The sequence below is a fragment of the Aeromonas sp. 61P genome (genome assembly GCF_051919545.1).
GTDB lineage: Bacteria > Pseudomonadota > Gammaproteobacteria > Enterobacterales > Aeromonadaceae > Aeromonas > Aeromonas veronii.
Genome location: NZ_JBQBEL010000001.1, coordinates 4427726 through 4454249 on the forward strand (window position 1 = coordinate 4427726; position 26524 = coordinate 4454249).

The window sequence follows — 26524 nt, forward strand, 5'->3', positions numbered from 1 at the left end:
ATGCCCTTGTTGTTATTTGCCCATTAGCATTCGTCCGTCAGCGGCGCTGCCAGGTCTCGAAGCTATAGGGGTGCGGGTTCTTCTCATCGGCAGGGTGGCTCTCGCACTCAATCCGTTGCCACTGGCCATCGTCAAAAGCAGGGAAACGGGTATCCCCCTCCACCGCCAGATCGATGCGGGTCAGGTAGAGGCAATCCGCGCTCGGCAACATCTCGGCATAGAGATGACCACCACCGATCACCATCAACTCCTCCACCGAGCTGCCTGCCAACAGAGCCAGCGCCGCCTCGACGGAGCCCACCACCTCAATGCCCTCGGCCTGATAACCGGGATTGCGGCTGATCACCAGATTGCGCCGTCCGGGCAGCGGTCGTCCGATGGATTCAAAGGTCTTGCGCCCCATCAATACCGGTTTACCGAGGGTGACACGCTTGAAGTGAGCCAGATCGGCAGGCAGATGCCAGGGCATCTGGTTGTCCTTGCCGATCACCCTGTCGTGGGCCATGGCGGCAATCATGGAAATCTTCATGGGGCCTCTCACCGTCTGTCAGATTATGGGGCGGTTACGGTACACGACCAGAGACGGAATAGCCAAACCGAAACTGAGGGCACCGACGATAAACAGCGCCTTGAGGCCGTTCTCCACCGCACTCTGGATTAACTCCATGGTCACGCCATTGATGTTTAGCTCTACCACCGCAATCATGGTCTTGAAGGCATAGCTGCCCGGGATCATCGGAATAATCGAGGCAACGCTGAACACCGGACGCGGCGCCAGCAGACGGCGAGACCAGTAGACGCAGACAAAGCCGACCGTGGTCGCCGCAGCCAGCGTCGCCCACTCGATGGGCATACCATAGTGGATCAGCAGGGTCCGCAGACTGTGGGCCAATGCGCCGCCCATGGCGCAATACTTCAGCATCCGTGGCGGCACGTTGAACAGCATGGCAAACCCCACCGCCGGGATGGAGGACCAGAAGGCATCCTTGGCCAGTAGCCAGAGCAAATCCATCATACTTTCCACCCCCAGATACCGGTGACCGACATGGCCAAAATGATACCTATGGCGGCGCTGATGGTCAGCAGGGTCGCGGTTCCCCAGCGGGCCAGCCCCATGTTGAAGTAGCCCTTCACCATGTCGGAGACCGCATTGATCAGCGGAAAGCCCGGCACCAGCAGCAGCACGCTGGCCGCCATGGCGAGATAGGGCTGGTCACCCCAGTTGAAGAAGGTGGCGCTGGAGGAGAGCAGGGTGGCAATAAAGCCGGTGGCGGCAAAGTTGATGAGCGGGCTATGGTGATGGCGGGCCATCAGCTGGCGCACCCGCATCGCCACGGCAGACGAGAAACAGGTCACCAGGAAGATGGGCCAGTCACCGCCAAACAGCAGGCTAAAGGCACCACATGAGAGCCCCACCATGGGGACCACCAGCCAGGGGTGATAGTGAAAGGGGACGATGGCCTCGAGGCGCTGGCGCACTTCACGGGCACCGATCAGCTCTTTTTCCGCCATGATGCAGATCCGCTGGATCTCGCACACCACCTGCATGTTGATGCCATGTTCACGCACCCGCCGGGTAGTAGTAACACAGCCCCCCTGATAGAGGCTGGTGAGCACGATGGCACTGGAAGAGATGGCCATCTCGACACTCTCCAGCCCCAGCGCCATTCCCAGCCGCACCGTGGTCTGCTCGATGATCCTGCTCTCCGCCCCGAACTGGGCCAACATCTGACCCACCTTGACGATAATGCGGGTGATCTCTGTCTGTTGCTCCCGCGACAACACCCGTCTTGGTGTGATACTTCTCATAATCCCTTCGAGTCGTAGCAATAAAAATTTCGGCCATATTAGCCTAACTTTTATTGTTATTCATCCACCCCTATCACAACCTGACTAATTAGTTATTACAAGAAGGAGAAAAGAGGTTACATCACAAATACATTACGACTAACATTAAAAACCATAACAATCAGGTCGCCAGCAATTCCCTTTATTATGGCCTCACTGATTTGGCTGAAATATCAACCAAGGGGGTTATTGCAGATTATTTGCGACGTTGATAGTCCGCCAGATGGATTATTTTACCACTGCCATCGCTTTCAGGCGGAGGGTCCCCCTCTTCTCTGAACTGGCTCATTTCGCTGCGCATCAAATAAAAAGATTCCCGCATCATGTTGGTAATCCGGATACAGCTATCAAGATTGTTTTTCGCCAGACGGCGCTGACCATCAATCTTGAACTGCAACCCGCGCAGACGGCGCTGCTGATCGGGGCTCGCACGGGCCATCAACTGGTCGATCTGCTGCTCCAGAATCGCATCCAGCCGGGAGGGCTCACTCGCAGCCAACTCCTTCAGGGTGTCAAAATCAGGCAACTCCATATGCCCTCCTTGGCGACTATTGCTGGCAACACACTGCGGTACCACACCATCACGTCCCAGCCATATAAATCTGTATATACGATGCGGCGAAAAAGGGTTCAATCCATCCACTGGCGACTAAACCGGACAATGGTCACTACGAGGGTGTCTATCTATTTTAATTGTGTTTGGAAACAAGCGATTGTTTTCAATTCAGGCGAGATAAAACACTTATACATTTTAGGTTGTGATTTTCTGTTTTTTATTGCAAATAAAAATCCGGGTGGCCTTATTTTGCTTCATTCGACACTTTATTCTTCCCTCACCGACCCGCGTCATCTCCTGACGGTTTAACATATCTCACTGATTATGTTATTTTAATTGCCACTTTTATCGGACATTCAAGAGCAGACCATGAGCAAGGCAAAAATCGGTATCGTCACCGTCAGCGATCGCGCCAGCGCGGGCATCTATGAAGACCTCTCCGGCAAGGCCATCATCGATACCCTGAACGTCTATCTGACCTCGGAGTGGGAACCTGTCTATCAGGTGATCCCCGATGAGCAGGATCAGATTGAAGCGACCCTGATCCGGCTGGCGGATGAGGAGCAGTGTTGCCTCATCGTCACCACAGGCGGCACCGGCCCGGCCAAGCGGGATGTCACGCCGGAAGCGACCGAGGCGGTGTGTGATCGCATGATGCCGGGCTTTGGCGAGCTGATGCGGGCCGAATCCCTCAAATTTGTGCCGACAGCCATTTTATCGCGCCAGACTGCCGGGCTGCGCGACGATACCCTGATCGTCAATCTGCCGGGCAAGCCCAAATCAATCCGCGAATGTCTGGATGCAGTCTTCCCCGCCATCCCCTACTGTATCGATTTGATGGAAGGGCCGTATCTCGAGTGCGATGAAACTGTCATCAAGCCGTTTCGGCCGAAAAAATAGCGAACCCGACCATAAAAAATAATGGCGAGCCACGGCTCGCCATTATTTTTAACTCATCTGTCTGCGCAGAAAAACCGCATCAATTATTTGCGGCCGAATACTTTTACGCCCGCTTTGCTGCGCTCTGAATTACCGTACACTTCGATTTTTTTCACACAGCGGCGCGAGCCCAGTGATTTCCACTCGGTCTCTTTATCACTGCTCATTTCCCGATCGAAACGAATGGTCTTGGTACGATCACCACCATAGGTCACCACCACCCGATCCAGGGTCAAATCACGCTCCGCCTTCACCTTGATATATTTGGTCTGACGGCAAACCACCAAAGGAATTGTCGCACCATGATCACCGGCTCCCAGCAAAATAGTCCGCCCCAGCGTGAACTGATCGTCACCGGCATGGCTGGCTGACGCCACCACCAGCAAGGCACCCCCCAGCAAGCTGCGTGCAGAAAAACGGGAATTCCAGATAGACATCAAGGACATAACACCTCCAATAAAAAATGGAGTGTGATGATAAGGGTTAAACCATAACGGAAGCTGTATCACGGCTGAATTTGCTGCGAATATGCGGGGATCAACAGAGAAAACAGCGCGACTTTTCAGCAAAAAGAGAAGAGCCGCAGATAGCGGCCCTCGCGGCAAGAGAGCGCTTAGCGCTCCATGATTTGGGTCACGTCATCTTTCTTGATCATCACCTCGCGCCCTTCATGATCGTAATAGCGATACATGCCGGTGCTCTCATCCAGCTTGGGTTTGCTCTCTGTGGTGATCATCTTGCCATCCTTGGTGCTCATGATGTATTGGGAGCTGCATGCCACCAGCCCCAGGGCACACACCAGGATCATCATCAGTTTTTTCATTGCGGCCTCTTCTGCGATCATCCTCACCACGAGGATGTTTCTTGAAGCCTAGTTCAATCGCACGGCACGGGATGGCGCGATGAGCAAAGCGGGATCGCCGTCAATAATCAGCGACTTAGCCTAGTTATCTGGCCGGGTGGCGAGCGCAATGAAAAAGGCCGGACATCTCTGTCCGGCCTCTTCTGTTCAGAGCAAGTACGCAATCATGACTTGGCAGGCTGGCGCTCACCGGTCACGGTCGGGTTCTTGGGATCGGAACTCCACTCGTACCAACCGCCGTCGTAGACGCTGATCTGTTTCCAGTCCATCAGCCAGGCGTAGAAGAAAGCCTCGGAGGCGCGCCAGCCGGTACCGCAGTAGAACGCCGCCTGCTGGGTTGGCTCGATATTCCACTGGTCCCACATGGCTAGGATCTCGCGGGCCGGCTTCATGGTGCCGTCCGGGTTGTGGAAGTCGCTCATGCTGTTGGCATCGACGCCACCATGACCCCACTTGGCCCCCGGGATATCGCCCTTCGGCTTGATGTAGCTGTAACCTGAGGTGTTGCCGACAAACTCGTCCCAGGTACGCACGCTGACCAGGGCGCTATCGGGCTTCTTGAGCAGCTCTTTCGCCTGACTTAGCGTGGTGTAGTACTCGGGGTGAGCAGGAATGGCCACGCCAAACTCCTTCACTGGCTCATATTTGTTGGGCAGGCCGGTTTCGGTGCGCAGGTGCTGGATAAACCAGGCATCCAGACCACCGTCCAGCAGGCGCACATCTTCCACCCCCGCATACATCATCAGGTGCGCAGCACGGGCGGCCGCCATGGTGTTGCGACCATAGAGGATGACGGTGGTGTCGTGACGGATGCCGTTATCCAGCAGCAGCTTCTTGAGCGCTTCGTCAGAGACCTTGTTCCACAGCGGCTCCTCTTCGAGGCTGTTGGTATCGATATAACCGGCCCCCGGGATGTGGCTGATGAGGTATGCCTTGGGTGAACCCCAATCCACTTCAAACAGCTTCCAGTCCCCCTTGGGCGCCGCGGCAACCGGCTTGCCCTCTTGCAGATCCGCCAACCAGCGCGGATAGACCAGCTGCTGCCAGCGTGCCAGCGACTCGCGCGGTGCGGCTTGCCACCCTTGCAGCTCGAACAGCTGCTTGATCCCCTGCTTGCGCAGCAGACGGGCCACCTCGGCCACTTCGCGGGACGCACCGTAGAGGGCAACCGGACGATCGGCCTTCAGCCCCTTGATCTCGAGGGCCTTTGGCCACTCTTCATCGCTGTATTTCCACTCGGCAGAGAGGTTCTCGGCGCCCGCCACATGGCCGCCCTGCTTCTCCCCTTCCATCGGCCACCCCTGATAGAAGTAGCTGGCGCGGGTATCCAGGATGACAGCCTGTTTGGCCTTGGCATCGGCCAGCGAGAGCGGTGGCAACTCCCCTGCCACGGCGGGCAGGGCACACCAGAGCAGTAAGGTCGCCAGCGCGGCCTGCAGGAAGCGAAGATGTCGTTTCATGGTGATTTCTCGATTCATAGTGAACAAGGTTAAAAAATGGAGCGACCCAGCCGCTCGGCCAGCAGCTCCAGCGCCGCCGTGCCCGCCAGCGAGTTGCCGGCTTTGTTGAGCTCGGGCGACCAGACACAGACGCAGAGCTCGCCCGGGATCAGGGCAATGATACCGCCGCCGACACCCGATTTGCCCGGCATGCCGACCCGATAGGCAAAATCGCCCGCCTCGTCATAGAGGCCGCAGGTGGCGAGCAGGGCGTTGACCTGCTTGGTGGTGCGGGCAGGCAGCAGCGGCACGCTCTCGCCCAGTGGCACACCACGGTTGGCCAGATAGATGAATGCCCGCGCCAGATCGACGCAGCTCATGCGAATGGCACAGGCATTGAAGTAGCTTTGCAGCACCTTGTCCACTTCGTTTTCGAAGTTGCCATAGGCCTTCATCAGATAGGCGATGGCGGCGTTGCGGGCAGAGTGCTGATATTCGGAGCGGGCGACGACCTGATCCGCCATGATGGCCGGATTGCCGGAAAGGCGGCGCACCAGCTCAAGGGTACGTTGACGCGGCGCAGTGAGGCGGGTCTCCAGCAGATCACTCACCACCAGCGCCCCGGCATTGATAAAGGGGTTGCGGGGGATCCCCTGCTCGAACTCGAGCTGAACCAGCGAGTTGAAGGGCTGGCCGGAGGGCTCCTTGCCCACCCGGGCCCAGATCTCCTCCTCCTGATAGAGGGTGAGTGCCAGGGTCAGGCTCAGGGCCTTGGAGATACTCTGGATGGAGAAGGGTTCAAAAGCGTCACCGGCGGTGAACAGCTCCCCCTCGACGGTACAGACTGCGATACCCAGCCGATCAGCCGGTACCTGAGCCAGTGCCGGAATGTAGTCGGCCACCTTGCCTTGTCCCAGCAACGGGCGCACCTCTTCAAGGATGCTGGCCAGTAATTCGGATGACAACACCATAAGCAATAAGCGATTCCATGACTAAAACAGCGGTGGAGATCCCATCCCCACTGACAAAAATCCCGCCAGCGGCGGGATTTTTCAGTTACCCACAACAAGGCGCCAGATGCGGCAGCCTTGTATCAGGCCGGTTCACCGTACCAGAGGTCGAACAACTCGGTAACGACCACGGCTTCCATCCCCTTGCCTTCCAGCCAGGATTTGACGGCAGCGCGGTCTTCTTCGGTACACTTGCCCAGTTGCTGGGTGCAGATCATCCCTTCCCAGGCCAGGTGACCGGAGCCGGCAAAAGCCAGTTTACGGGGTTCAACAACCTCATCGATCATCGCATCGACTACCGCATCGATGGTCTCTTCGGCAGTGCCGACCGGGAAGTTGAAACTGATGTCGAAACCCATTTCCTGGAATTCATCGACGCGCAGTTTCTTGCGCAGGCGGCGGCTACGATTGGCCATGATAGCTCCTCAAGTTAGTTGATACGCTAGGTGTGTTGACGTGCCAGCTTAGCTGACACGCTTGAAAATCAGATCCCAAACCCCGTGGCCGAGACGGTGGCCACGTTGTTCAAATTTGGTCAGCGGACGCCAGTCCGGACGCGGCACCCAGTTACCGGTGGCAGAGGTGTTCTCGTAACCCTCGGCGGCGCTCATCACTTCCAGCATGTGCTCGGCATAGTTTTCCCAGTCGGTCGCCATGTGGAACACGCCACCGATGGCCAGCTTCTGGCGAATATCCTGGGCAAACGCAGGCTGTACGATGCGGCGCTTGTGGTGACGGCTCTTGTGCCAGGGATCCGGGAAGAAGAGCTGCAGGCAGGAGAGTGAACCGTTCGGGATCATGTGCTCCAGCACCTCGACCGCATCGTGGCAGATCACCTTCAGATTGGTGACGCCCGCTTCCTGAGCGGTACCCAGACAGGCACCCACGCCCGGGGAGTGCACTTCGATACCAATGAAGTTCTTCTCGGGGGCATTCTTGGCCATCTCCACCAGAGAGGCGCCCATGCCAAAGCCGATCTCCAGCACCACGGGTGCCTCGCGGCCAAACAGTGCGACCAGATCGAGCTGCTTTGGCTCGAAATCGATGCCCATGACCGGCCAGAGCTCTTCCAGGGCCTTCTCCTGCCCTTTGGTCAGGCGGCCTTCGCGACGGACAAAGCTGCGGATCTTGCGCATGAACTTGCCGTCTTCGTTAAATACATCTTGGGTCACAAGCATAATGGTCTCGTTATTTCATCAATCCGGGTAATACATCTTGTGTTCGGTCCCGATCGGGACCGCTCGCGGCTCGGCATTTCATCGCCCCGCGAAAACAGGGGAGCGAATTATCCCAAGATAGGCCCAAGGCGCAAGTGTTTCGCGCAACAAATATTCCGGCCAGCCGCTCCCCAGCTACCTCACTGGCATCACCATACCGACTAACCGTCCAATATAATCCGCAGTAGAGTCGTTCCAGCCCTTTTTTGGCGATTTTTGTGACAATCATTGCCTCATTTCTGAAATCTGATACAAACGGATAACCTGGCGGTCGAATGGAGCGACCGCCCACATGCCGAGAGAATTGTCTATGCAGCCGTTTTTTGCCCAGCGCTTCGAGAAGGTTGAACCTTCCTTTATCCGTGAAATCCTCAAAGTTGCCGCCAATCCGGAGATCATCTCCTTCGCCGGTGGCCTGCCCAATCCCCACCTGTTTCCGGTCAAGCGATCGATCAGGCCTGTCAGGATGTACTGCGCGAACAGGGGGCTGCTGCCCTGCAATATGCGGCGACCGAGGGCTTCGCCCCGCTGCGCCAGTATATTGCCGACCGCTATCTGGCCCGCCACGGCATGCAGGTCAATCCGGACAACATCCTCATCACCAGCGGCTCCCAGCAGGCGCTGGATCTGCTGGGCAAGGTGCTGATCGACGAGGGTCAGGATCTCATCATCGAAGAGCCGGGTTACCTTGGCGCCATTCAGGCTTTTTCTGTCTACCAGCCCACCTTCAAGCCGATCACCCTTGAAGAAGAGGGGCTGGATCTGGTGGCGCTGGATGCGCTGCTGGCAAACGGGTCCAATGCCAAACTGCTCTACGGCGTGCCCAACTTCCAGAACCCGAGCGGTGTCTCCTATAGCCGTGCCAACCGCGAGGCACTGGCCGAGCGACTGATGCGCCACGAGCTGTTGATGGTGGAAGATGATCCCTACGGCGAGCTGCGTTTCGAAGGGGAGCATCTCCCCCCGATTGCCAAGCTGGCGCCAAACAATACCGTGCTGCTCGGCTCTTTCTCGAAAACCGTGGTGCCCGCCTTCCGTCTGGGCTGGATGGTGATGCCGGAGTGGCTGCGCAAGAAGGTGACCATCGCCAAGCAGGCGACCGATCTGCACAGCAACGCCTTCAGCCAGCAGGTGCTGCACCGCTTCCTGACCGACAACTCCCTCGACGCTCACTTGGAGAAGATCAAGGAGGTCTATGGCCGCCAGCGCGCTGCCATGGAGGCCGCTTTGGCCCGTCACTGCCCGCCCAGCGTCAGCTACACCCGACCGGAAGGGGGCATGTTCCTCTGGCTGACTCTGCCAGCCCACATCAGTGCCATGGCGCTGTTTGACGAGGCGATCAAGGAGAAGGTGGCCTTCGTACCCGGTGCCCCCTTCTACGTGCGCCCCGAGATCAAGAACACCCTGCGCCTGAGCTTCTCCTGCGTCGATGAAGCGACCATTGAAGAGGGGGTCAAACGCTTGGCCCGCGCCCTCCAGCGCATGCTCTGAACGCCCAAGCCAAACCGTACCAACAAAAAACCAGCGAGCGATCGCTGGTTTTTTTATGCTCCCCATTCAACCGTTCAGCCAAACAAGGTCTTGCAAAACTGCTTCATCGGGATGGGGCGGCTGTAACGATACCCTTGCAGATAGTCAACGTGGCGCGCCCGCAGGTAGTCCGCCTGCGACTGCTTCTCGACCCCCTCCGCGATCAGGATCAATTCAAGTCGCTTCGCCAGATCAATCACGTTTTCAACGATATGGCTGGAGAGTGCATCCGTGCCGATCATCTCCACAAAGCTCCGGTCAATCTTGAGTGCATCGACCTGAAACTGTTGCAGATAGGTGAGACTGGAGTGACCGGTGCCAAAGTCATCGATAGAGATCAAGACGCCCAGTTTGCGCAGTTCGGCAAACATCTGAGCGGTTGTCTCATCAGCCACCAGCAGTTCACGCTCGGTCAGCTCCAGCCCCAAATCAACGGGATTGTCTTTAAATGCGTCAAGAAACGCCTTGCAGTCAGCCAACAGGTCAAGGTCCTGAAAGTGCTTGGCGCTGATATTGAAGCAAAAATGGAACTTGGCCGGCAGCTTGCGGGCATAAGGGGAGAAGTGGTCGCGCACCTGGGCCATCAACAGGCTGGTCATGGGCACGATCAGCCCGCTATCTTCCGCCAGCGGAATAAAGCGATCCGGCGAGATCATCCCCTGCTTGGGATGCTGCCAGCGCATCAGCACCTCGCAGCCACGCCACTGCTCATCCTCACCGGAGACCACCGGCTGCAGGTAGGGGATAAACTCCTCTTCGATCAACGCCCGCTTGAGCTCCTCCGCTGGCGAACTGCTACGCCCCATCAGCCTGAAGGTGCCGAATCCAATCAGCAGCGCCAGCAACGGGGAGAGGAACAAGGTATATCTGGAGTATCGCCATGCGTGGCTCCAGTAGTCATGCACCGTGACCCGGGTGACAACCTGATAGGGGAAATCAGCCGAAGCGAGGGCAATATAACCCTCTTCTGTCGGAGAGGGCGCCGCCCCGACCTGACCTGAGCCAAACAGAGCTCTCTGCCCCACCACCAGAGCCATCGGGGAGTTCTTGCTGGAGATCTCCAGGGTATTGCGCAGGTAGTAGCCATCTACACCGATCAGCACACTCCCCTTGTCCGTTTCATGACGCAGCACGATCAAGGGGCGATCCGGTGTGACCTCATTGCCAGGCAGCAGTTGCAGCCTGCCATCCACATAACTGTCAGGATTGAAGGGGCCATCGTAGTCACCATAGAGCGAGGTGCAGTAGATGTGGCTGCCGACAGCCAGATTGGCGGAACGGACATCAGGCACCGTGGCCACCTGTTCGCGCAGCAGTTGTGCCGCCTCCTTGCACGAGTGACCTAGCATCCCCTCCACATTGATGGCCGCCTGCCGGGCATGGCCGATGGAACGATCAAACATCATACGGGCATGCTGCAACCGTGAATCGGCATCACGCTCTATCTCCGTCACCGTCTGCCAGATAACGGCAATAACCCCCAGCAGCAGGATCCCGCCCCCCATCAGCAGCGCTACCAGAATCCTCGAGTAAAGCTGGCGAAGTTTCAAACGACGAAATGGCATGGCGGCCTCTTTGATGCTCGGATGATGGGTGACAGCCTCGTTGGACAGGCGAAAAGGGTCGCCATAATAGCGATTGATCAACAAATCTCCACCCAACAAAAATCAATCAATTCAAACTATTGTTGAACAATATCTGGTAAGAAAAAGATAGAGTTAAAACCAGTCTAGTGAACAACACATGCCAAGCTCGTCCACTTGTTGCAGGAGGACGACGTCATTAGAGTAGAGCAAACGGCAGCAGGAGCGTGCAGCGATGAAGATTCTTATTACCGGAGGGACCGGCTTTATCGGCCGCAAGCTGGTTGCCCATCTCAAGGTCAATCACGAGGTCGTGGTATTGAGCAGGCAGGGGAGCCGCGCTTACTCCCTGTTGGGCCACGATATCAAGGTATTGGATAACCTCGACCGGCTTGATGACCTCAATGACGTGGATGCGGTGATCAATCTGGCCGGTGAACCTATCGCCGCCGGACGCTGGAGCGAGTCGCGCAAACAGCTGCTCTGCGATAGCCGCTGGCTACTGACCGAGCAGCTAGTCGATCTCATCAAGCTATCCAGCACACCGCCCAAGGTGCTGATCAACGCCTCCGCCATCGGCTGGTATGGCAGACAGGGCACCGAAACCCTCGACGAGCAGTGCCGCTCTCCCAACGACGAATTCACCCACCAGCTCTGCCAGCAGTGGGAGACCCTGGCGCAGGAGGCCCAGAGCCGCCAGACCCGGGTCTGTATCGTGCGGATCGGGCTGGTGCTTGGCATGGATGGCGGCGCCCTGCCCAAAATGCTCCCTCCCTACCGACTCGGGCTCGGCGGCCCTATGGGGTCAGGCAGCCAGATGATGAGCTGGATCCATGTGCAGGATCTGATACGCGCCATGCTGTTCCTGCTGGAACACGAGGAGTGCAGCGGCACCTTCAACGGAACCGCCCCCCATCCGGTCAGCAACCGGGAGTTCAGCCAGACCTTGGCTACCACGCTGCACCGCCCGCACCTCTTTTTCGTGCCCGCGCCGCTGTTGCAACTGGTGATGGGGGAGGCGGCAGATCTGCTGCTGACCGGACAAAAGGTGATACCAGCACGGCTGCAACAGGCCGGTTTTCACTTCAGCTATCCCGAGCTGCCGAGCGCCCTCGCCAATCTGCTGCGCGAGCCCCGCTAACTCACACCAGCTCGCTGCCTCCGCTCGTCAGCACCTCGCATAACAAGCAGCCCGGCCAATGGCCGGGCTGCTTGTTTATTGTGGCTGCGCTATTGCACCTTGTATGCATCGGCTCGCGCTGGCAGGATTACAACAACCCCTGACCCAGACCCCGCAGCCGATCGCTCAGGGTGCCAGCCAGCAGCTGGCGCTGCATCCCCTGCCCCGCCAAAGTCACCAACAAGGCTCCCAGCGTCGGCAGGCCGAGCCAGATAGCCCAGTGGAACTGCCACTGCCCCTCGAACCACCACCACTGCAGGCCAAAAGAGCATAGCTCCACCACCATGGCGGCACAGAACCCCGCCAGCGCACCACTGGCCACCAGCTCCCAGCGCAGCATCTTTTTCAGTAGTTCGCTGCTGGCACCCAGAGTGCGCATCAACAGCAGCTCGCGCCGACGCTGGGCCATGCTGGCCTGGGTCTGGGTCAGCAGCACCAGCAGCGCCGCCACCGTCACCAACCCCAGCATCAGCGCCAGCGCCCGGCTCACCTGCTCCGAGACCTGCGTAAGCCGCGCAATCAGGTCATCCACATCGATAAGACTCACCGTGGGGTGGCGGCGGATCAACTCCACCTCGGCAGTGCGTCCCGCCTCGGGCAGCCGGTAGCTGCCAAGCCAGGTTCGGGAGAAGGGTGCCAGCAGATCCTCGGAGAAGATCATGTAGAAGTTGGGGCGCATGTTGTCCCACTTGATGCTGCGCAAACTGGTGACCCTGGCGCCGAAGCTGCGCCCCTCGATGGTAAAGGCGAGCATGTCCCCCAGCTTGATATCGAGTCGCTTGGCCAGCTCGCTATCCACCGACACCTCGCCGGGCCCGGCAAGCCATTTCCCGGCCACCAGCTTGTTGTCGATTGGCAGGGTCGCCGTGGTAGTGAAGTTAAGCTCCCGATCGACCCCTTCACGACCACTACTCGCTCCCTCGCCCACCGCCTCACCGGCGATATGAGTCAGCCGGCCGCGCACCATGGGATAGAAATCGGAAGTGGTGGCCCCGGCTGCCGCCAGCTCGCTCAGGATCCCCTCCCGCTCGTTCTCGGCCACATTGACCAGAAAACGGTTGGGCGCATCGACGGGGAGACGTGCCGAAAACTCATCCAGCAGATCGACCCGGGCCGCCCAGAGCAAGCCAAACAGCATCAGCGCCAGCGCAAAGCCCGCCAGCTGAAATAGGCCGCTACTGCGCTCGCGCGACAGGTGGGCCAGCGCCAGCCGCAAGGCATGAGGTCCGCTCACTCTTGCCCCCAACCGCAACATCAGCGCCGCCAGCAGGGCCAGCAGGGCCATCAGCAAGCCCATGCCACCCACCAGACCCAGCGCCAGCCGTACATCGGCGGTAAAGCCCCAGACCAGCGCAAACAGCCCGAGCAGACCGACAGGCAGGGCCAGCCAGGGGGGAATCCCCGCCTCCAGCTCCCGGCGCAATACCCGCAGCGGCGGCACCTTCAGCAACCGCAAGAAGGGCACAAAAGCGAGCAGCAGGGTGATAAAGAGCGCCACCGCCACCCCCAGCGCAAAGGGGCGCCAGGAGGGGAGCGGCAGATCCGGCGGCAGCAGGTCCCCCAGCAGTTGCAAGGTGATCCACTGCATGACGGTGCCCGCTACCAGACCCAGCAGCGCACCGATCAGCGTCAGCGACAGCAGCAGGGTTCCCATCAGTTGCCAGAGCGAGCGACGTGATGCCCCCAGCGTCTTGAGCAGCGCCACCATATTGGTCTGGCGCTCGGCAAAGTGGCGCACCGCAATCCCCATCGCCAACGCCCCCAGCAACACCCCGCTTAGCGAGGCAAGCCGGAAGAAACGCTCGGCATTGGCCAGCGATCGGCCCACTTGGGATTCGCTGTCATCCGGTTTGATCCACTTCTGTCCGGCCTGCAATTGCGGCAACAACCATTGCTCGTAACGGGCCAGCGACTCTCGCGGCCCCTTGAACAGATAGCGCCACTGCTGGCGGCTGCCGGGAAGCAGGGCGCCGGTCGCCTCGATATCGGCACTGTGGATCAGCGCCCGCGGCGCCAGCAGGAAGGGGCTGAAGCCCTGGTCCGGCTCCTCGCCAAGCAGGCCTGCCACCTTGAGCACCGTATTGCCTACCTCCAGCTCATCCCCCGTTTTGGCCTTGAGCAGCTGCATCACCCGGGCGGAGAGCCAGATCTCGCCGGGAGCCGGGGCACGGGCAGGTTCCAGAGTGAGTTTGCCATAGAAGGGAAAACCATCGGGCACCGCCCGAATGGAGGCAAGCTGCAACGCATCACCGTGAAACAGCATGCTGTTGAAGCTGACGGTGGTCTGCACCGCCAAGCCATCCTGTTTCGCTCGTTCCAGCCAACCATCCGGCAGAGCAGCGGCAGTACGCAGCACCCGATCCGCCCCGATAAAGTCGCGGCCCGACGCCTTGAGTCCGGCATCGAGCCGATCCGCCACCAATGCCACACTCAAGACACACGCCACGCTAAGCGCCAGCGCCAGCACAAACCAGCGCAGCTCGCCGCTGAAACCTTCCCGGCGCAGCAGTCGCCATCCCAATCGCCACTGCATCATCCCTTGCATCTCCCGCCTGACCCGCAGCTCACCCCGTTACACCACATCATGGGCCACCTCGCGATCCAGTCTGCCCGCCGTCATGACCAGTTGCCGCTGGCAGCGTTCGGCCAGCTGATGGTCATGGGTTACCACCACTAGCGTGGTGCCGTGCTTGCGATTGAGTTCAAACAGCAGCTCGATAACCTTCTCGCCGGTCTTGCTGTCGAGGTTGCCGGTCGGCTCGTCCGCCAGCAGCAGACTGGGGCGGGTCATAAAGGCACGGGCGATGGCCACCCGCTGCTGCTCACCGCCGGAGAGCCGTGGCGGCAGATGGTGCAACCGCTCGCCAAGCCCGACCGCCGCCAGCAGCTCGCGAGCTCTTGGTTCGCAATCGCGCTCGCCGCGCAGCTCGGCGGGCAGCATCACATTCTCCAGCGCCGTCATGGTCGGGAGCAGCAGGAATGACTGGAACACAAAGCCGATCTGCTCGGCACGCAATCGGGCCCGCCCCTCCTCATCCAGCTCGCCAAGGGATTTGCCAAGGATCTCGATCTCCCCCCGACTCGGCAGATCGAGCCCGGCCAGCAGCCCCAGCAAGGTGGACTTGCCGGAGCCGGAGGCACCAACCAGCGCCACCGTCTCGCCGCTATTGACTTGCAGATCGATCCCTTCAAGGATGGTGAGGCTTTCCTGGCCGAGGCGAACCGATTTGCCGAGGCCCTTGACGACAATAATGGGGGTTGAACTCATGCTCTGTATCCTTTGTTCCAATTCCTTGATGACAATCCATAGCGGGAGTTGAATTGATGGTGCGTATTCTGTTTGCCTTGTTGGTTGGCCTCGGCAGCCTGCTCTCGTCGGCTCAGGCCCAGACCCTGCTGGTGCTGGGAGACAGCCTGAGCGCCGGCTATCAAATGCAGGTTGAGCAGAGCTGGCCCGCCCTGCTCAACCAGAAATGGCAGGAGGAGGGGGGCAAACACACTCTGCTCAATGCCAGCATCAGCGGTGAAACGACCCAGGGGGCGCTGGCCCGTCTGCCCGCTCTGCTGAAGGAGCACAAGCCGGATTGGCTGCTGATCGAACTGGGGGGCAACGATGGCCTGCGTGGCTTCGCACCGACCATTACCCGCCAGAATCTGGCCAGCATGATCGCGCTCGCCAAGGAGCAGCAGACCCGTGTGGTGTTGACCCAAATCCAGCTGCCCCGCAACTACGGTGCCCGCTATCTGCGCCAGTTCGAACAGATCTTTCCCGAGTTGGCCCAGGCTAACGATCTGCCGCTGCTCCCCTTCTTTATGGATGATATTGCGCTGAGCCCTGAACTTATGATGAACGATGGTATTCATCCCACCCCGGCGGCCCAGCCACAAATCCGCGATAAAGTCGCCCGCTTTATGGAGCCGCTGCTCAGCCAATAAGCCCGCCGTCTATCACCAATATCCCATAACAAAATATCCCGCCAAAATCGGATGTTTTGAATGGTCGACGATCTCTGCGTGGCACCTTGATTCAACCAATCCATCGCCAATACCCAATAACAACACATCCCGCCGAAGCGGGATGTGTTGTTATTGATTTAGCATAACCGGCAGGCAACTTCTCAGCTTTCCAGCACCTGACGCAACCGCTCCTGGGCCACGCCGACCAGCAAGTCGGGCTGAAATTTGGAGATAAAGCGGTCACACCCCACCTTCTTGACCATGGCTTCGTTGAAGTTGCCGCTCAGGGAGGTGTTGAGGGTGATAAAGAGGTCGGACATACGCGGATCGCTGCGTACCTCGTGGGTCAGGCGGTAGCCGTCCATCTCAGGCATTTCGGCATCGGTGATCATCAGCAGGATCTCGTCAGTCACCTTCTTGCCAGCATCGCACCACCCCTTGAGCAGGGTCAGCGCCTGCAAACCATCCTGACACTCGATCACCTCAAGCCCAAGCTGGCCCAGGGTCTCCCGCACCAGATTGCGGGCGGTGCTGGAGTCATCGACGATCAGCACTTTGCGGCCATGCATCTCGGGCAGGATCTCCCGATCCAGTACCTCTTCGGAGATGCGGATGTCATAGGTGATGATCTCCGCCAGCACCTTCTCCACATCGATGATCTCGACGATCTGCTCCACTCCATCTTCGGGAATGCGGGTGATGGCAGTGAGGTAGTTGGCGCGCCCGGCGGAGCGCGGCGGCGGCAGGATATCCTTCCAGGTCATGTTGACGATATTGGCCACCTGCCCCACCAGGAAGCCCTGAATGGTGCGGTTGTACTCGGTGATGATGAGGTTGGATTCACTGTCGATGGGCATGGGGCGCATACCGATGGCGCTGCGCAGGTTGATCACCGGGATCGAGGTACCGCGGATATTGGCTACCCCGCTGATATTGTGATGGGAGCCCGGCATCTTGCTCAGATGGGGCAATTTGACCACTTCCCGTACCTTGAAGACGTTGATGGCGAACATCTGACGGGTGCCGAGACGAAACATCAACAACTCGAGGCGGTTTTCACCCACCAGTTGAGTTCGTTGATCAACGGAATCCAATATACTCGCCATACGCTGATATCCATCTGATTATTAATCGACTCTATTATAGAGGCTGCCCGCCAGGAAAGGCAGGCGCATTTTCAACCAGAGCGACCAACCAGACAAAAAAAGTGAGGCCGAAGCCTCACTTATCTCATTGATTTTAAAATCAATAGCTACAGACAGACTTCCAGCTGCCATCGGTTGCCTTGGGCTCGCTGCTGGTCCACCAGTTCGCCTGCCACACTACCTTGTTATGGGTGATGCGATCGCCGCCATTGGCATGATCCCCCTGCGGCCAGCTCGGATAGGCCTTGTAGGCCGCCGGATTGACGTTCTGGCTGCTGCAGCTGGTACCCGGATTCTCGCCACCACCCGAGCCCAGCACGGCCTCCGGCAGGGTCGGGAACTCGGCCTTGAGACCAATGGTCTGGCTGCCGCTGATGATACGCATACCGCTCGGCACGCCAGCGGCGGGCAAGTAGTAAGTCATGGCGACTTCAATCTCGGCCCCCGGCGCCAGAGTCTGCCAACCCGGCAGGTTCATGGCGACCTTGTGGAAATCCTTCTCATTGGCAATACCTTCCGAGTTGTCGTTGCCACCGCTCTCCACCACTTTCAGGCCCATGCCACTCTGATCCGTGATGGTGTCAGAGGTAGAGGTGGGCACCAGAAACTCGATGCGCGCGCCGCCCGGAATGGTCTGGGTCGACTTGTTGATCAGCTTGAGTTTCGGGTTGATCGGGTAGTTGGAGTCCCCTTCCTTGAAGCCGGAGAGGCTGACCTGGATGTCGAGCTGGGCGCTCGGCGCGGCCAGATCATTCTGCTTGTTGTTGTACGGGGTTGCCTTGGCAAACTTCTCGTAAGCCAGAGTAGTCAGGGTGCTGCCCATGCCGTACTCGTTCTTGGCCGGATCGAAGGCGTAGTCACCCGCCATCTCCCAGAACATCACGCCACCCAGACCGCGCTTGATGATGTAGTCCAGCTTGTGGCCCATGGACTCTTCATCTTCGGTTGAGAGGAACACCTTCTTCTCTTCGTTCCACAGCCAGGGCGCGTGGGCCTTCTCATCGTAGTAACGCACATACTTGCCCTGCATCACGTGAGCCGGATTGTTGGGATCCAGACCCCAGGCAGTGCCATAACTCGGCAGCGTGGTGATGCCGAGGCTGGCTGCATGCTCCAGGTTCTTGGCATGCCACATGGGCACGGCGCCACCGCCGATCTCTTTGCCGTTCTTGTCGAGATCATGCCAGATGTTGTCGATGCCGACCGCCCCGTTGCCGCACGGAATGGTGCTGCCACCTGTGCCCGGCTGGCACTCGTTCTGGCTCGGCAGGGCTGCCTTGCCACCCAGCCCGTGACTGCCACCGCTCACCCCCTGCCAACCGCGGGTGTAATAGGGCACGCCAACGTTGATCTTGCCAGCCGCCAGCGCACCGCGGAAGTAGTGGGCAGACCAGGCCGCGTTGAGGTAACCGATACCGCCAAACTGGGTCTGGGTATAGACGCCCCAATGGGAGAGCTCGGGGTCGGCATTGTTGTCGAACAGGGCCGCGTTGTGACCGACAAAGTGGTTCCAGGCACCGTGGAAGTCATAGGTCATCAGGTTGACGTAATCGAGGTACTGGGTGACCTGGAAGTTCTCCATCCCGCGCAGCAGATAGGCAGAAGCCGGTGAGGCGATGGTCAGCATATACTTGCGGCCATCTTCGTTACCTGCGTTGTCGAGCCGCGCCCGCAAGGTCTTCATCAGCACCTCGTAATTGGCAAACAGCTTGGCCCGGCACTGGTTGGAGAGTGGGAAATCGTTGGGGTTGCCCGCATCCTTCATCGAGGTGGGGTATTCGTAGTCGATATCGACCCCGTCAAAACCGTACTGGCGGATAAAATTCACCGCCGAGTCAGCCAGGGTGTTGATACCGGCAGTATTGACCGAGCAGTCACCCTTGGTAGTGGCAGTGTAGAAACCGCGGGTATCGGCCCAGCCGCCGACCGAGATGAGGGTCTTCACGTCCGGATACTGCTTCTTGTACTTCGACAGCAGGTTGAAGTGGCCCTTGTAGGCGAATTCAGGATCCATCTCGGCACCCGGTACGCCATCCCAGGTCATCTTGGTGGCTGCATCGTCCACCTTGATGGTGTGGCTCTGCTCATCCACCGCCGCGAAGGCATAGTTGATGTGGGTTATCTTGTTCCATGGAATATCGCTCACCAGATAGGCGGGCAGGCCGTTCTTGCCAGTGCGCCAGGAGGTGAAGTAGCCGATAACCCGACGGGCATGGTCATCCCCCATGCACTCGTAACCATCCGGACGATAGACCTGGCGAATGTCACAAGAGAGGTTGCCACCGGTGGGCGGCAGCGCGGCCTCCTCGACATTGACGGTCACCGCCGCCGACTCGCCGCTCAGATTGCTCTTGTCAGTGGCCACCAGCTTGAGGGCGGCACTGCCTTTGGCATCCGGTGTCCAGTTCACCTGCCAGGGGGCAGTGGTATCTTCGCCCACCTTCTTGCCGTCGACATAGAGCTCGACTTTGGCCACATCGTTGTTGGCATCGGTGACGTTGCCGCTCACCGCCACACTGCGACCCAGCGTCACCTTGGCGCCGCTGGCCGGGCTGCTGATGCTCGCCTTGGGCGCCTCTGGCGCGACCACGGCGGCGACGTTGAAGCTCGAATCCGCTTCGCTCAGCACCTTGCCATCTTTATCCAGCGCACGAGCTTTGAGGGTATGGGCCCCCACTCCGGCAGCGCTCCAGCTGGCACTCCAGGGGGAGGAGCTCGCCGTGGCGACCAGCTTGCCGTCGACAAGATATTCCACCTTGACCAAGGCCGTTACCGGGCCGATCAGGCTCACCGCCAGCGCCACGCTGGTACCTTCGTTGAAGCTGGCACCGGCAGCCGGCGAGCTGACTGCCACACCGAGTGCAGGAGGAGGCACCTCGCCACCATAGGGCTTCCAGGCATCAGCCCAGACCACACCTACCCCCGGCTCATAGTGATAGGGGGATGCCCCGCACCAGCCTGAATAGGGGAATTCTTTGCACTCGTAGAGGGCGCCGACGTTGCTGACAATATCGCCAGCCTTGTAGGCAGTACCGGATTTATAGGCGGGATAAGCGGCCTGAGCCCAGGCGGGCGCAGCCGCAAGGGCGACCAGCATGGCAAGCCTGCTGGGTCTGAAGAGCTGTTGCATATTGTTATCTTCCTTGTTTTGTCTTGGCATTGGTCACCAAGGCAAAGAACAATCGCAACCTGCATGATGGGCGCAGACAACTGGCAATGGACCTGCCACAAAAACCACCCCTCACCCAGGGAAACCCCGCTATCTGGATCCACGATCGAGACCGGAAGCATTGCGCCCCGACATCACTGCAGGTTTGCCCTTTACCTGGGTTCCGTGAGGAACGAACCCAGTATAGGAAGGCGACAAGATCCCCTCAATCTTTATTCTCAAAGAGAATTATCCCCTGCCACGAAAGCGTCATGATCTCAGGGTTAAAATTGATTGAATTATCAAAAAAATCATATCGTTACTGGGATCATAAAAACGCTTTCCCGCACCTTCCCAGATTCATTTAATGTGCGTTGGCTCACTGGTATGACATGCCAGAAATGTGACAATGCGCGCCCTTGGTCAACGAGCCAAGGCTATGGAATCACTGGCAAAAATAAAAAAGGAACACCTATGAAAGGTACTCGTACCCTGCTGTCGCTGGCCGTGGGGCTGGCACTTGCATCCTCAGGCGCCCATGCGGCATTTGTCTGCCCGTCCGATCCGGCTCAACTCACTCCCATCCCGACCATTCAGGGCACAGGCTCCGCCAGCGCGCTGGCCACCCAGACCGTGACCGACAAGAACGGCAATGTGACCGGTAAAATCAGCACGGGCACCTTCAACGTTCGCGGTATCGTGACGACGCTGGGCCAAAGCCTGACCAAGGGGTTCTATCTGACCGACCCGGTGGGCGATGGCAATCCGGCCACCTCTGATGGCATCTTTGTCTATCTGAACGACAAGGACTTCGCGACCAAATATAAAGACATCAAACCGGGGGCTGAACTCTGCCTCGAAGCCAAGGTCGAGGAGTACTACGGCGGCACCCAGCTCAAGCCCACCTTCGAATCCAGCAAAGCCCGCCTGCAAGTCACCGCACAAGGGCTGAATGTGCCGACCAGCGTACTGCTGGTCAATGAAGGGGAGACGCTGGCGCAGGCGCTCAATCGCCACGAAGGGATGCGGGTACGTCTCGACAGCAGCAGTGACCTGCACCTGACCCGCAACTACGGCTTCGACTACAAGGTCTATCGCAACAACGTAGAGTTGGCCCACAAAACCCCGCTGATCAAACCGACCCAACTTCATGTTGCCAACAGTGCGGACGCTGTCGCCTTGGCCACCCAAAATAGCAGCAACCGTCTGGTGGTAGAGTCCGATAACAACAAAGTACCGGATGGCGTACTGCCCTGGTTCCCGAGCTGGGATGCCGATCAGGGATATCTGCGCATCGGTGATCAACTGACCGGGCTGGAGGGAGTGATCGTATACAACAAGGATGCCTTCCGTCTGGTGGTACCGAGCGATGTCACCCTGACTGCCGGCGCCCTGCTGCGCAGCCCTGAAGAGGATCGTCAAGACGCGCCGGCTCGCCTCTCTGGCAGCGATCTGCGGATCGGCAGCTTCAACGTGCTCAACTACTTCACCAGTCACTCCAGCATCGGCGGTGCACTCAATATCCTGTGCAAGGATCAGGCGGATGCCGACAACGCCAAAGGTTGCAACCGGGGTGCCAAGAGCCAGCCCGAGTTCGAGAAACAGCGCACCAAGATCGTCAATGCCATTACCGCAATGGATGCCGATCTGCTCGGCCTGATGGAGATGGAGAACAACGGCTTCGAGGATAACTCGGCCCTCCACAATCTGGTGACCCGCCTCAACGAACAGCAGAAGGATGCGAGCAAACACTACGCCTACGTGCGCCTGCCGGTCACTGCCCTTACCGATGGCAAGTTCTTCGGCGGCGACGCCATCATGGTGGCGATGCTCTACCGTCCTGCCCTGCTCACCCCCAGCGGAGATGCCAGCGTCATCAAACTGCCGGAGCAGCGCTACACCACTGGTGGTGTAGCCAAGACAGCTGGTCAGCGCGATTCTCTGGTTCAGACCTTCACCCTCGCCAAGAGCAAGGAGCCGCTGACGCTGGTGGTCAACCACCTCAAATCCAAGGGGTCAGGCTGCTACGAAAATGGCGATGGCAAGACAGAACCGGCCGACCTGCAGGGCAAGTGCACCGAGTTCCGGGTCTCTGCCGCCAAGGTGCTGGGTGAGGCGGTCAGCAAACTGCCGGGCCAGGTGCTGCTGGTGGGCGACTTCAACTCCTACGCCAAGGAAGATCCGATCCGGGTGCTGACCGACTACAACCCGGCCACCAGCGAGCGGAAGATCGTATCGGCCTCCCACACCTTTATCGGTGAGCAGCCCTATGAACAGCTCGGTCGCGAAGTGACTCGCAGCTACGGCCTGATCGATCTCAACGTCAAATTCAACAAGGAGAAAGCCATCTCCTACAGCTACGACGGGGAGCTGGGCACCCTGGACTACGCCCTCGCCAACCCGGCGCTGGCCAGCAAGGTAGCAGGTGTCGCCGACTGGCACATCAACTCCTTCGAAAGCTCCCTGTTCGAGTACGGCAGCCAGTACACCGGCACATTGCTCAAGTCTGACAACCCCTTCAGTGCCTCCGACCATGACCCCATCATCGTCGACCTGAGACTGGAGAGCGATGCCACCAAACCGGACACCTCCTCAGGCAGCGGTGCACTGGGACTCGGCCTGCTGGCCCTGTTACCGCTGGCCTGGCGACGTCGCCGTTAACCACAGGCGCATTTGAATAGTGCAAGCAAAGCCCGCGACTCTCGCGGGCTTTTTCATTCAGGTCATTGGATTTACAAATGAAAGGCGCGGACGTATGGAGAAAATAAATGATGGAGAAAACAAAAGGCCACCGCGATGCGGTGGCCTTTTGCTTCTTGTAACAAGAATTTGGTGGAGCTACGCGGGATCGAACCGCGGACCTCTTGCATGCCATGCAAGCGCTCTCCCAGCTGAGCTATAACCCCGATTTTTGTGAATGACAGGCAGTCACTCTGAATTTGGTGGAGCTACGCGGGATCGAACCGCGGACCTCTTGCATGCCATGCAAGCGCTCTCCCAGCTGAGCTATAACCCCAAATTCGGTACTAAATGAATGGTTCTGGCGGCCATTCATCCTAAATAATGGTGGAGCTACGCGGGATCGAACCGCGGACCTCTTGCATGCCATGCAAGCGCTCTCCCAGCTGAGCTATAACCCCACAAAGGTCGGCTTGGGTGATACACACCACACTGCCCTGGGTATTCAATACAACAATCAAGAATCTGGTGGAGCTACGCGGGATCGAACCGCGGACCTCTTGCATGCCATGCAAGCGCTCTCCCAGCTGAGCTATAACCCCTTTGATTCCAGATTGTTCGAGGAGAATTTGGTGGAGCTACGCGGGATCGAACCGCGGACCTCTTGCATGCCATGCAAGCGCTCTCCCAGCTGAGCTATAACCCCAACTCACCTCGGCGCCACCGAAGTTATCTCCGGCAACGGAGGCGCATGATAGGCATCACCCGCTTTGCTGTCAACCCTAAAATAACCGCGACTGATTCGTTTAGTCAAAATTGCAGCAGTTCGCTGTTTTTACCAGCAAGACGCGTGCTATCTCTCTGTTTTATGTCACAAATCGGCTCAAGCACCTATAAAGGAGAGGCCGTGCAGCAAGCCTCTTTCCCCGTGCAACGCCCCCGCTCTCAGGCCCCTTTTGCTAGCTGATCATCAGCTTCTCCCCCGTCACCTCGGGAAAGCCTTTCCATAAAGGGCATTGCATTTGAAAACCCTTTCCATGATTTTTGTAAATTTACAACACAGAAAGTTGATCTAGCTCACAAATGACCATAGGATCAAACCGTGACCCAGGTCACACACCATAACCATAAATGACAGAGCGATGAGGTAAACCATGTTTGAGAATCTGGCAGTCCTGTTCCACCTGCGCGGTGCAACTACCAAGAACGGCGTTGTAGAGAAAGATGCCTATGCCCCCTCCACCCGTGAATACTACTTCCGCTACGGCAAGTAATTGCTGAAAGCCTTTCACGGAAAATGTAATAAAAAAACAACACACATCATTACACAGCCCTTTCGAGGCGCTGTCCTGTCCGGGCCAGATGTTCCACGGCCAAACCTGAACTCCACCAAACAAGAATGGGGCCCGCAGGCCCCATCTTTTATTGCACCAGACTGTGATTACACCAGATAGTGCGCTGGCTAATCGGTAAGCCTTGTAACCCTGAAACGGCTCAGAGCTTGATCCAGGCATCGGCCCAGGCCGTACCCTTGCCCGGCTCATAGGCCCAGGCGGCACCGGCACACCAGCCGGTGTAGGGATGCGGTTTGCACTCGTAGCTGACACCGCCATTGCTGACCCGCTCGCCCGCCTTGTAGGGAGTCCCCTCTTTATAGGCCGGATAGTCAGGCGGCGTTACGCCCCCCTCCTCTCCTTTCACCAGCAGGCTATGGGTGGTGCTGCGGCTCAGATTGCCTTCATCTGTGACCGTCAGTTTGATATCCAGCTTGGTATCGCTGGCCGGCTTGGTCAGAGTCAACTCCAGAGTGACCTGATCCAGTGCCGGGGCAGAGGCTCCAGCCGGGATAGTCCAGGCATAGGAGAGCGGCTTGCCTTCCGGATCGCTAGAGTGCTGGCCAGAGAGAGTCACCTTGCTGCCACCTTCGGCCTGCGCCGGGCCAGTGATATTGGCCACCGGCGGCAGGTTGGTGCCACCGCCGTTATCCTCGATCACCACCTCCGGATAGAAGTGCTGAACGCAGCGGCTGTAATCCCCTGCCTTGAAGGCGCTGAAACGGGTCTGGTAGCCCACCAGCTTGCACGCATAGCTCTTGCCACCGTTGGGGTTCTCTGCCACATAGCTCCAGTCCTGCTCCCAATAGATGGGCAAGGCACCGGCGCCATTGTCATCAAACACCTTCATATTCTTGCAACCCAGCACCTCGTCGGATGGCACCGCCACTCCGAGGTAGTTGGCAAACTCGCGGTAGTAGTTGATGCGATTCTGGGACTGGGCGTGCTCGACCGGACCGCCGCACTCCACCCCGCCGTTGATGATCTGGGTAGTGACCCCGAAGCCCGGCACCAGACCGTTCTGCTTGTCATGGTCATTCGGCTGCCAGGTGCCATCGATGACATGGAGCATGGAAGGCTTGGGCGGCTGCGGATAGGTATAGAAGAACACCGCACTGGCGAGGTTCAGCCAGGTGTCGGCCACCAGATCGGGGCGGTCGAGCAGGGTGCGCACCGTGCCGAACATCGCCTCGGAGAAGGGGCCATAGTTGTAGTTGTAGGAGAGCTGCTTGGCACCGCGGCCAAAGTAGCTCTTGAACTCGCCATTGTCGAACGTACCGCACGGCCACTGCTGACCCTGCCACACATCGGGACGGCACTCGGCGTTGTAACCGCCGCGCATGGTCTCATTCCATCCCATCTCGCGCACGTAGACCAGCGCCTGACGCCTCGGCCTCCGGGCGCCAGTTTTCATGGCCACCGGTCTCCTGGGCGAAGTGGGCGAACATAGTTGCCAGCGTCTTGCGGCAGATGGCGTCAGCATCGCGGCCGTCGCTGTAGTCGCTGCACAGGGCCGGGAACTTGGCCGCCGCCTGCAACAGGCCACGATAGGTGTACTCGGGGGCGCGTAGCGGGAACAGGTAGTTGAACTGGCTTTCGCTCAGCAGGCTTTCGACCCGCTTGACGTTGCCCGGGTTGTCGGCACGGCCCGGCTGCACCGCCTCGACCACCAGATTGTCCCGGGTAGCGATGGAGGCCTTGACCGCTTCCATCGCCGGGAAGTCGGTCAGCGCCTTCTCTTTGGCATCCAGCTCGGCCTGACTCATATAGACGGGGGTGGTGCTGCCATCCGGCGGGGTAGGCGTCGGCGGATTGGGCTTGTCATCGCCACCGGTGTCCGGCGGGGTCACTTCCCCTTCGCCGACAAGCTTCCACGGGGTATCCCACTCGTTGGCGGCCGCCATGCCGGGAGTCTGACCCGGGTTGACCCACCACTTGGCCTCAAAAACCTGGCCGTTGTAATTGACCTGGCTGCCGCCCGGATAGGATTTGTTGATGTCATATGCCTCGGCCGCCCACAGGTGGCCGCTCAGCATCATGCTGGCAAGCAGAAGGGTGATGCGGTTTTTTTTCATTATTGTTGCTCTCTATGGTTTT

At 58.8% G+C, this 26524-nt stretch carries 19 protein-coding genes, 5 tRNA genes, 2 pseudogenes and 1 riboswitch; of the genes and pseudogenes, 5 read left to right on the forward strand and 21 right to left on the reverse strand.

What is annotated here, in order from left to right:
- Positions 1-37: 37 nt before the first annotated feature.
- The 4 genes from folA to ACTG2O_RS20530 form a co-directional block, all read right to left on the reverse strand.
- Positions 38-529 (reverse strand): type 3 dihydrofolate reductase, encoded by a 492-nt coding sequence (folA, locus tag ACTG2O_RS20515; RefSeq protein WP_139463552.1) that lies wholly within the window; start codon positions 527-529, stop codon positions 38-40.
- An 18-nt stretch (positions 530-547) separates the two neighbouring features.
- The gene (locus ACTG2O_RS20520) at positions 548-1015 is read right to left on the reverse strand and encodes a threonine/serine exporter family protein (RefSeq protein ID WP_026035076.1); all 468 of its coding nucleotides are present in this window, start codon (positions 1013-1015) and stop codon (positions 548-550) included.
- Entirely contained in the window at positions 1012-1809 is a 798-nt protein-coding gene (locus ACTG2O_RS20525) for a threonine/serine exporter family protein (protein ID WP_005348133.1), read from the reverse strand. Before ACTG2O_RS20525 ends, ACTG2O_RS20520 begins: the two co-directional genes overlap by 4 nt.
- Positions 1810-2044: 235 nt before the next feature.
- Positions 2045-2380 (reverse strand): DUF3135 domain-containing protein, encoded by a 336-nt coding sequence (locus ACTG2O_RS20530; RefSeq protein WP_110302626.1) that lies wholly within the window; start codon positions 2378-2380, stop codon positions 2045-2047.
- 393 nt (positions 2381-2773) lie between these two features.
- Here ACTG2O_RS20530 and mog point away from each other — a divergent pair, with 393 nt between their 5' ends.
- The gene (gene mog / locus ACTG2O_RS20535; RefSeq protein ID WP_201992037.1) at positions 2774-3304 is read left to right on the forward strand and encodes a molybdopterin adenylyltransferase; all 531 of its coding nucleotides are present in this window, start codon (positions 2774-2776) and stop codon (positions 3302-3304) included.
- A gap of 83 nt (positions 3305-3387) precedes the next feature.
- Here mog and ACTG2O_RS20540 read toward each other — a convergent pair whose 3' ends face one another.
- The 6 genes from ACTG2O_RS20540 to trmB form a co-directional block, all read right to left on the reverse strand.
- Entirely contained in the window at positions 3388-3789 is a 402-nt protein-coding gene (locus tag ACTG2O_RS20540; RefSeq protein WP_005335217.1) for a DUF2541 family protein, read from the reverse strand.
- A 167-nt stretch (positions 3790-3956) separates the two neighbouring features.
- A complete protein-coding gene (locus tag ACTG2O_RS20545; protein WP_005335219.1) occupies positions 3957-4166 on the reverse strand; it encodes a YgdI/YgdR family lipoprotein in 210 nt (69 codons plus the stop codon).
- A 203-nt stretch (positions 4167-4369) separates the two neighbouring features.
- Entirely contained in the window at positions 4370-5665 is a 1296-nt protein-coding gene (locus ACTG2O_RS20550) for a sulfurtransferase (protein ID WP_064335634.1), read from the reverse strand.
- A 29-nt stretch (positions 5666-5694) separates the two neighbouring features.
- Positions 5695-6615 carry a glutaminase B gene (glsB, locus tag ACTG2O_RS20555; protein ID WP_005348151.1) on the reverse strand — a complete coding sequence of 307 codons (921 nt, stop codon included), beginning with the start codon at positions 6613-6615 and terminating at the stop codon, positions 5695-5697.
- A gap of 122 nt (positions 6616-6737) precedes the next feature.
- The gene (locus tag ACTG2O_RS20560; RefSeq protein WP_005348158.1) at positions 6738-7070 is read right to left on the reverse strand and encodes a YggL family protein; all 333 of its coding nucleotides are present in this window, start codon (positions 7068-7070) and stop codon (positions 6738-6740) included.
- Between the two features lie 48 nt (positions 7071-7118).
- Positions 7119-7832, reverse strand: coding sequence for a tRNA (guanosine(46)-N7)-methyltransferase TrmB (gene trmB / locus ACTG2O_RS20565; RefSeq protein WP_439976565.1), 714 nt, complete (start codon positions 7830-7832; stop codon positions 7119-7121).
- Positions 7833-8181: 349 nt separating this feature from the next.
- Between trmB and ACTG2O_RS20570 the strand changes: the two are divergent.
- A pseudogene (locus tag ACTG2O_RS20570) lies at positions 8182-9362 on the forward strand (PLP-dependent aminotransferase family protein).
- Between the two features lie 74 nt (positions 9363-9436).
- Here the strand turns inward: ACTG2O_RS20570 and ACTG2O_RS20575 are convergent.
- Positions 9437-10966, reverse strand: a complete 1530-nt coding sequence (locus ACTG2O_RS20575; protein WP_376899816.1) for an EAL domain-containing protein — start codon at positions 10964-10966, stop codon at positions 9437-9439.
- A gap of 253 nt (positions 10967-11219) precedes the next feature.
- On the opposite strand from ACTG2O_RS20575, the gene ACTG2O_RS20580 reads away from it, so the two are divergent.
- Positions 11220-12125 (forward strand): TIGR01777 family oxidoreductase, encoded by a 906-nt coding sequence (locus ACTG2O_RS20580; protein WP_439976566.1) that lies wholly within the window; start codon positions 11220-11222, stop codon positions 12123-12125.
- Positions 12126-12252: 127 nt separating this feature from the next.
- Here the strand turns inward: ACTG2O_RS20580 and ACTG2O_RS20585 are convergent, their stop codons facing one another.
- Together ACTG2O_RS20585 and ACTG2O_RS20590 are read right to left on the reverse strand one after the other, a co-directional pair.
- Positions 12253-14700, reverse strand: a complete 2448-nt coding sequence (locus ACTG2O_RS20585) for an ABC transporter permease (protein WP_019446440.1) — start codon at positions 14698-14700, stop codon at positions 12253-12255.
- A 36-nt stretch (positions 14701-14736) separates the two neighbouring features.
- Positions 14737-15432: an ABC transporter ATP-binding protein gene (locus tag ACTG2O_RS20590; RefSeq protein ID WP_439976567.1), complete on the reverse strand. Its 696-nt coding sequence runs from the start codon at positions 15430-15432 to the stop codon at positions 14737-14739.
- Between the two features lie 56 nt (positions 15433-15488).
- On the opposite strand from ACTG2O_RS20590, the gene ACTG2O_RS20595 reads away from it, so the two are divergent.
- A complete protein-coding gene (locus ACTG2O_RS20595) occupies positions 15489-16100 on the forward strand; it encodes an arylesterase (protein WP_439976568.1) in 612 nt (203 codons plus the stop codon).
- A gap of 182 nt (positions 16101-16282) precedes the next feature.
- On the opposite strand, the gene ACTG2O_RS20600 is transcribed toward ACTG2O_RS20595, so the two are convergent.
- Both ACTG2O_RS20600 and ACTG2O_RS20605 read right to left on the reverse strand, forming a co-directional pair.
- Complete coding sequence (locus tag ACTG2O_RS20600; RefSeq protein ID WP_005362471.1) at positions 16283-17227, reverse strand: chemotaxis protein CheV; 945 nt, start codon at positions 17225-17227, stop codon at positions 16283-16285.
- A gap of 139 nt (positions 17228-17366) precedes the next feature.
- Positions 17367-20396, reverse strand: a complete 3030-nt coding sequence (locus ACTG2O_RS20605) for a glycosyl hydrolase family 18 protein (RefSeq protein WP_439976569.1) — start codon at positions 20394-20396, stop codon at positions 17367-17369.
- 116 nt (positions 20397-20512) lie between these two features.
- Positions 20513-20595, reverse strand: a riboswitch (cyclic di-GMP riboswitch).
- A gap of 293 nt (positions 20596-20888) precedes the next feature.
- Between ACTG2O_RS20605 and ACTG2O_RS20610 the strand changes: the two genes are divergently transcribed.
- Positions 20889-23075 carry an ExeM/NucH family extracellular endonuclease gene (locus ACTG2O_RS20610; protein WP_439976570.1) on the forward strand — a complete coding sequence of 729 codons (2187 nt, stop codon included), beginning with the start codon at positions 20889-20891 and terminating at the stop codon, positions 23073-23075.
- A 169-nt stretch (positions 23076-23244) separates the two neighbouring features.
- On the opposite strand, the gene ACTG2O_RS20615 is transcribed toward ACTG2O_RS20610, so the two are convergent.
- The 6 genes and pseudogenes from ACTG2O_RS20615 to ACTG2O_RS20640 form a co-directional block, all read right to left on the reverse strand.
- Positions 23245-23320: transfer RNA gene (locus ACTG2O_RS20615), tRNA-Ala, on the reverse strand.
- Positions 23321-23354: 34 nt separating this feature from the next.
- A tRNA-Ala gene (locus ACTG2O_RS20620) sits at positions 23355-23430 on the reverse strand.
- 48 nt (positions 23431-23478) lie between these two features.
- Positions 23479-23554, reverse strand: a tRNA-Ala gene (locus ACTG2O_RS20625).
- 65 nt (positions 23555-23619) lie between these two features.
- A tRNA-Ala gene (locus ACTG2O_RS20630) sits at positions 23620-23695 on the reverse strand.
- 28 nt (positions 23696-23723) lie between these two features.
- A tRNA-Ala gene (locus ACTG2O_RS20635) sits at positions 23724-23799 on the reverse strand.
- Between the two features lie 788 nt (positions 23800-24587).
- Positions 24588-26502, reverse strand: a pseudogene (locus ACTG2O_RS20640) (glycoside hydrolase family 19 protein).
- Positions 26503-26524: the final 22 nt, after the last annotated feature.

Coding starts and splice junctions, on each gene's coding strand:
- folA (WP_139463552.1), bottom strand. CDS start 529: ATGAAGATTTCCATGATTGCCGCCATGGCCCACGACAGGGTGATCGGC.
- ACTG2O_RS20520 (WP_026035076.1), bottom strand. CDS start 1,015: ATGATGGATTTGCTCTGGCTACTGGCCAAGGATGCCTTCTGGTCCTCC.
- ACTG2O_RS20525 (WP_005348133.1), bottom strand. CDS start 1,809: ATGAGAAGTATCACACCAAGACGGGTGTTGTCGCGGGAGCAACAGACA.
- ACTG2O_RS20530 (WP_110302626.1), bottom strand. CDS start 2,380: ATGGAGTTGCCTGATTTTGACACCCTGAAGGAGTTGGCTGCGAGTGAG.
- mog (WP_201992037.1), top strand. CDS start 2,774: ATGAGCAAGGCAAAAATCGGTATCGTCACCGTCAGCGATCGCGCCAGC.
- ACTG2O_RS20540 (WP_005335217.1), bottom strand. CDS start 3,789: ATGTCCTTGATGTCTATCTGGAATTCCCGTTTTTCTGCACGCAGCTTG.
- ACTG2O_RS20545 (WP_005335219.1), bottom strand. CDS start 4,166: ATGAAAAAACTGATGATGATCCTGGTGTGTGCCCTGGGGCTGGTGGCA.
- ACTG2O_RS20550 (WP_064335634.1), bottom strand. CDS start 5,665: ATGAAACGACATCTTCGCTTCCTGCAGGCCGCGCTGGCGACCTTACTG.
- glsB (WP_005348151.1), bottom strand. CDS start 6,615: ATGGTGTTGTCATCCGAATTACTGGCCAGCATCCTTGAAGAGGTGCGC.
- ACTG2O_RS20560 (WP_005348158.1), bottom strand. CDS start 7,070: ATGGCCAATCGTAGCCGCCGCCTGCGCAAGAAACTGCGCGTCGATGAA.
- trmB (WP_439976565.1), bottom strand. CDS start 7,832: ATGCTTGTGACCCAAGATGTATTTAACGAAGACGGCAAGTTCATGCGC.
- ACTG2O_RS20575 (WP_376899816.1), bottom strand. CDS start 10,966: ATGCCATTTCGTCGTTTGAAACTTCGCCAGCTTTACTCGAGGATTCTG.
- ACTG2O_RS20580 (WP_439976566.1), top strand. CDS start 11,220: ATGAAGATTCTTATTACCGGAGGGACCGGCTTTATCGGCCGCAAGCTG.
- ACTG2O_RS20585 (WP_019446440.1), bottom strand. CDS start 14,700: ATGATGCAGTGGCGATTGGGATGGCGACTGCTGCGCCGGGAAGGTTTC.
- ACTG2O_RS20590 (WP_439976567.1), bottom strand. CDS start 15,432: ATGAGTTCAACCCCCATTATTGTCGTCAAGGGCCTCGGCAAATCGGTT.
- ACTG2O_RS20595 (WP_439976568.1), top strand. CDS start 15,489: ATGGTGCGTATTCTGTTTGCCTTGTTGGTTGGCCTCGGCAGCCTGCTC.
- ACTG2O_RS20600 (WP_005362471.1), bottom strand. CDS start 17,227: ATGGCGAGTATATTGGATTCCGTTGATCAACGAACTCAACTGGTGGGT.
- ACTG2O_RS20605 (WP_439976569.1), bottom strand. CDS start 20,396: ATGCAACAGCTCTTCAGACCCAGCAGGCTTGCCATGCTGGTCGCCCTT.
- ACTG2O_RS20610 (WP_439976570.1), top strand. CDS start 20,889: ATGAAAGGTACTCGTACCCTGCTGTCGCTGGCCGTGGGGCTGGCACTT.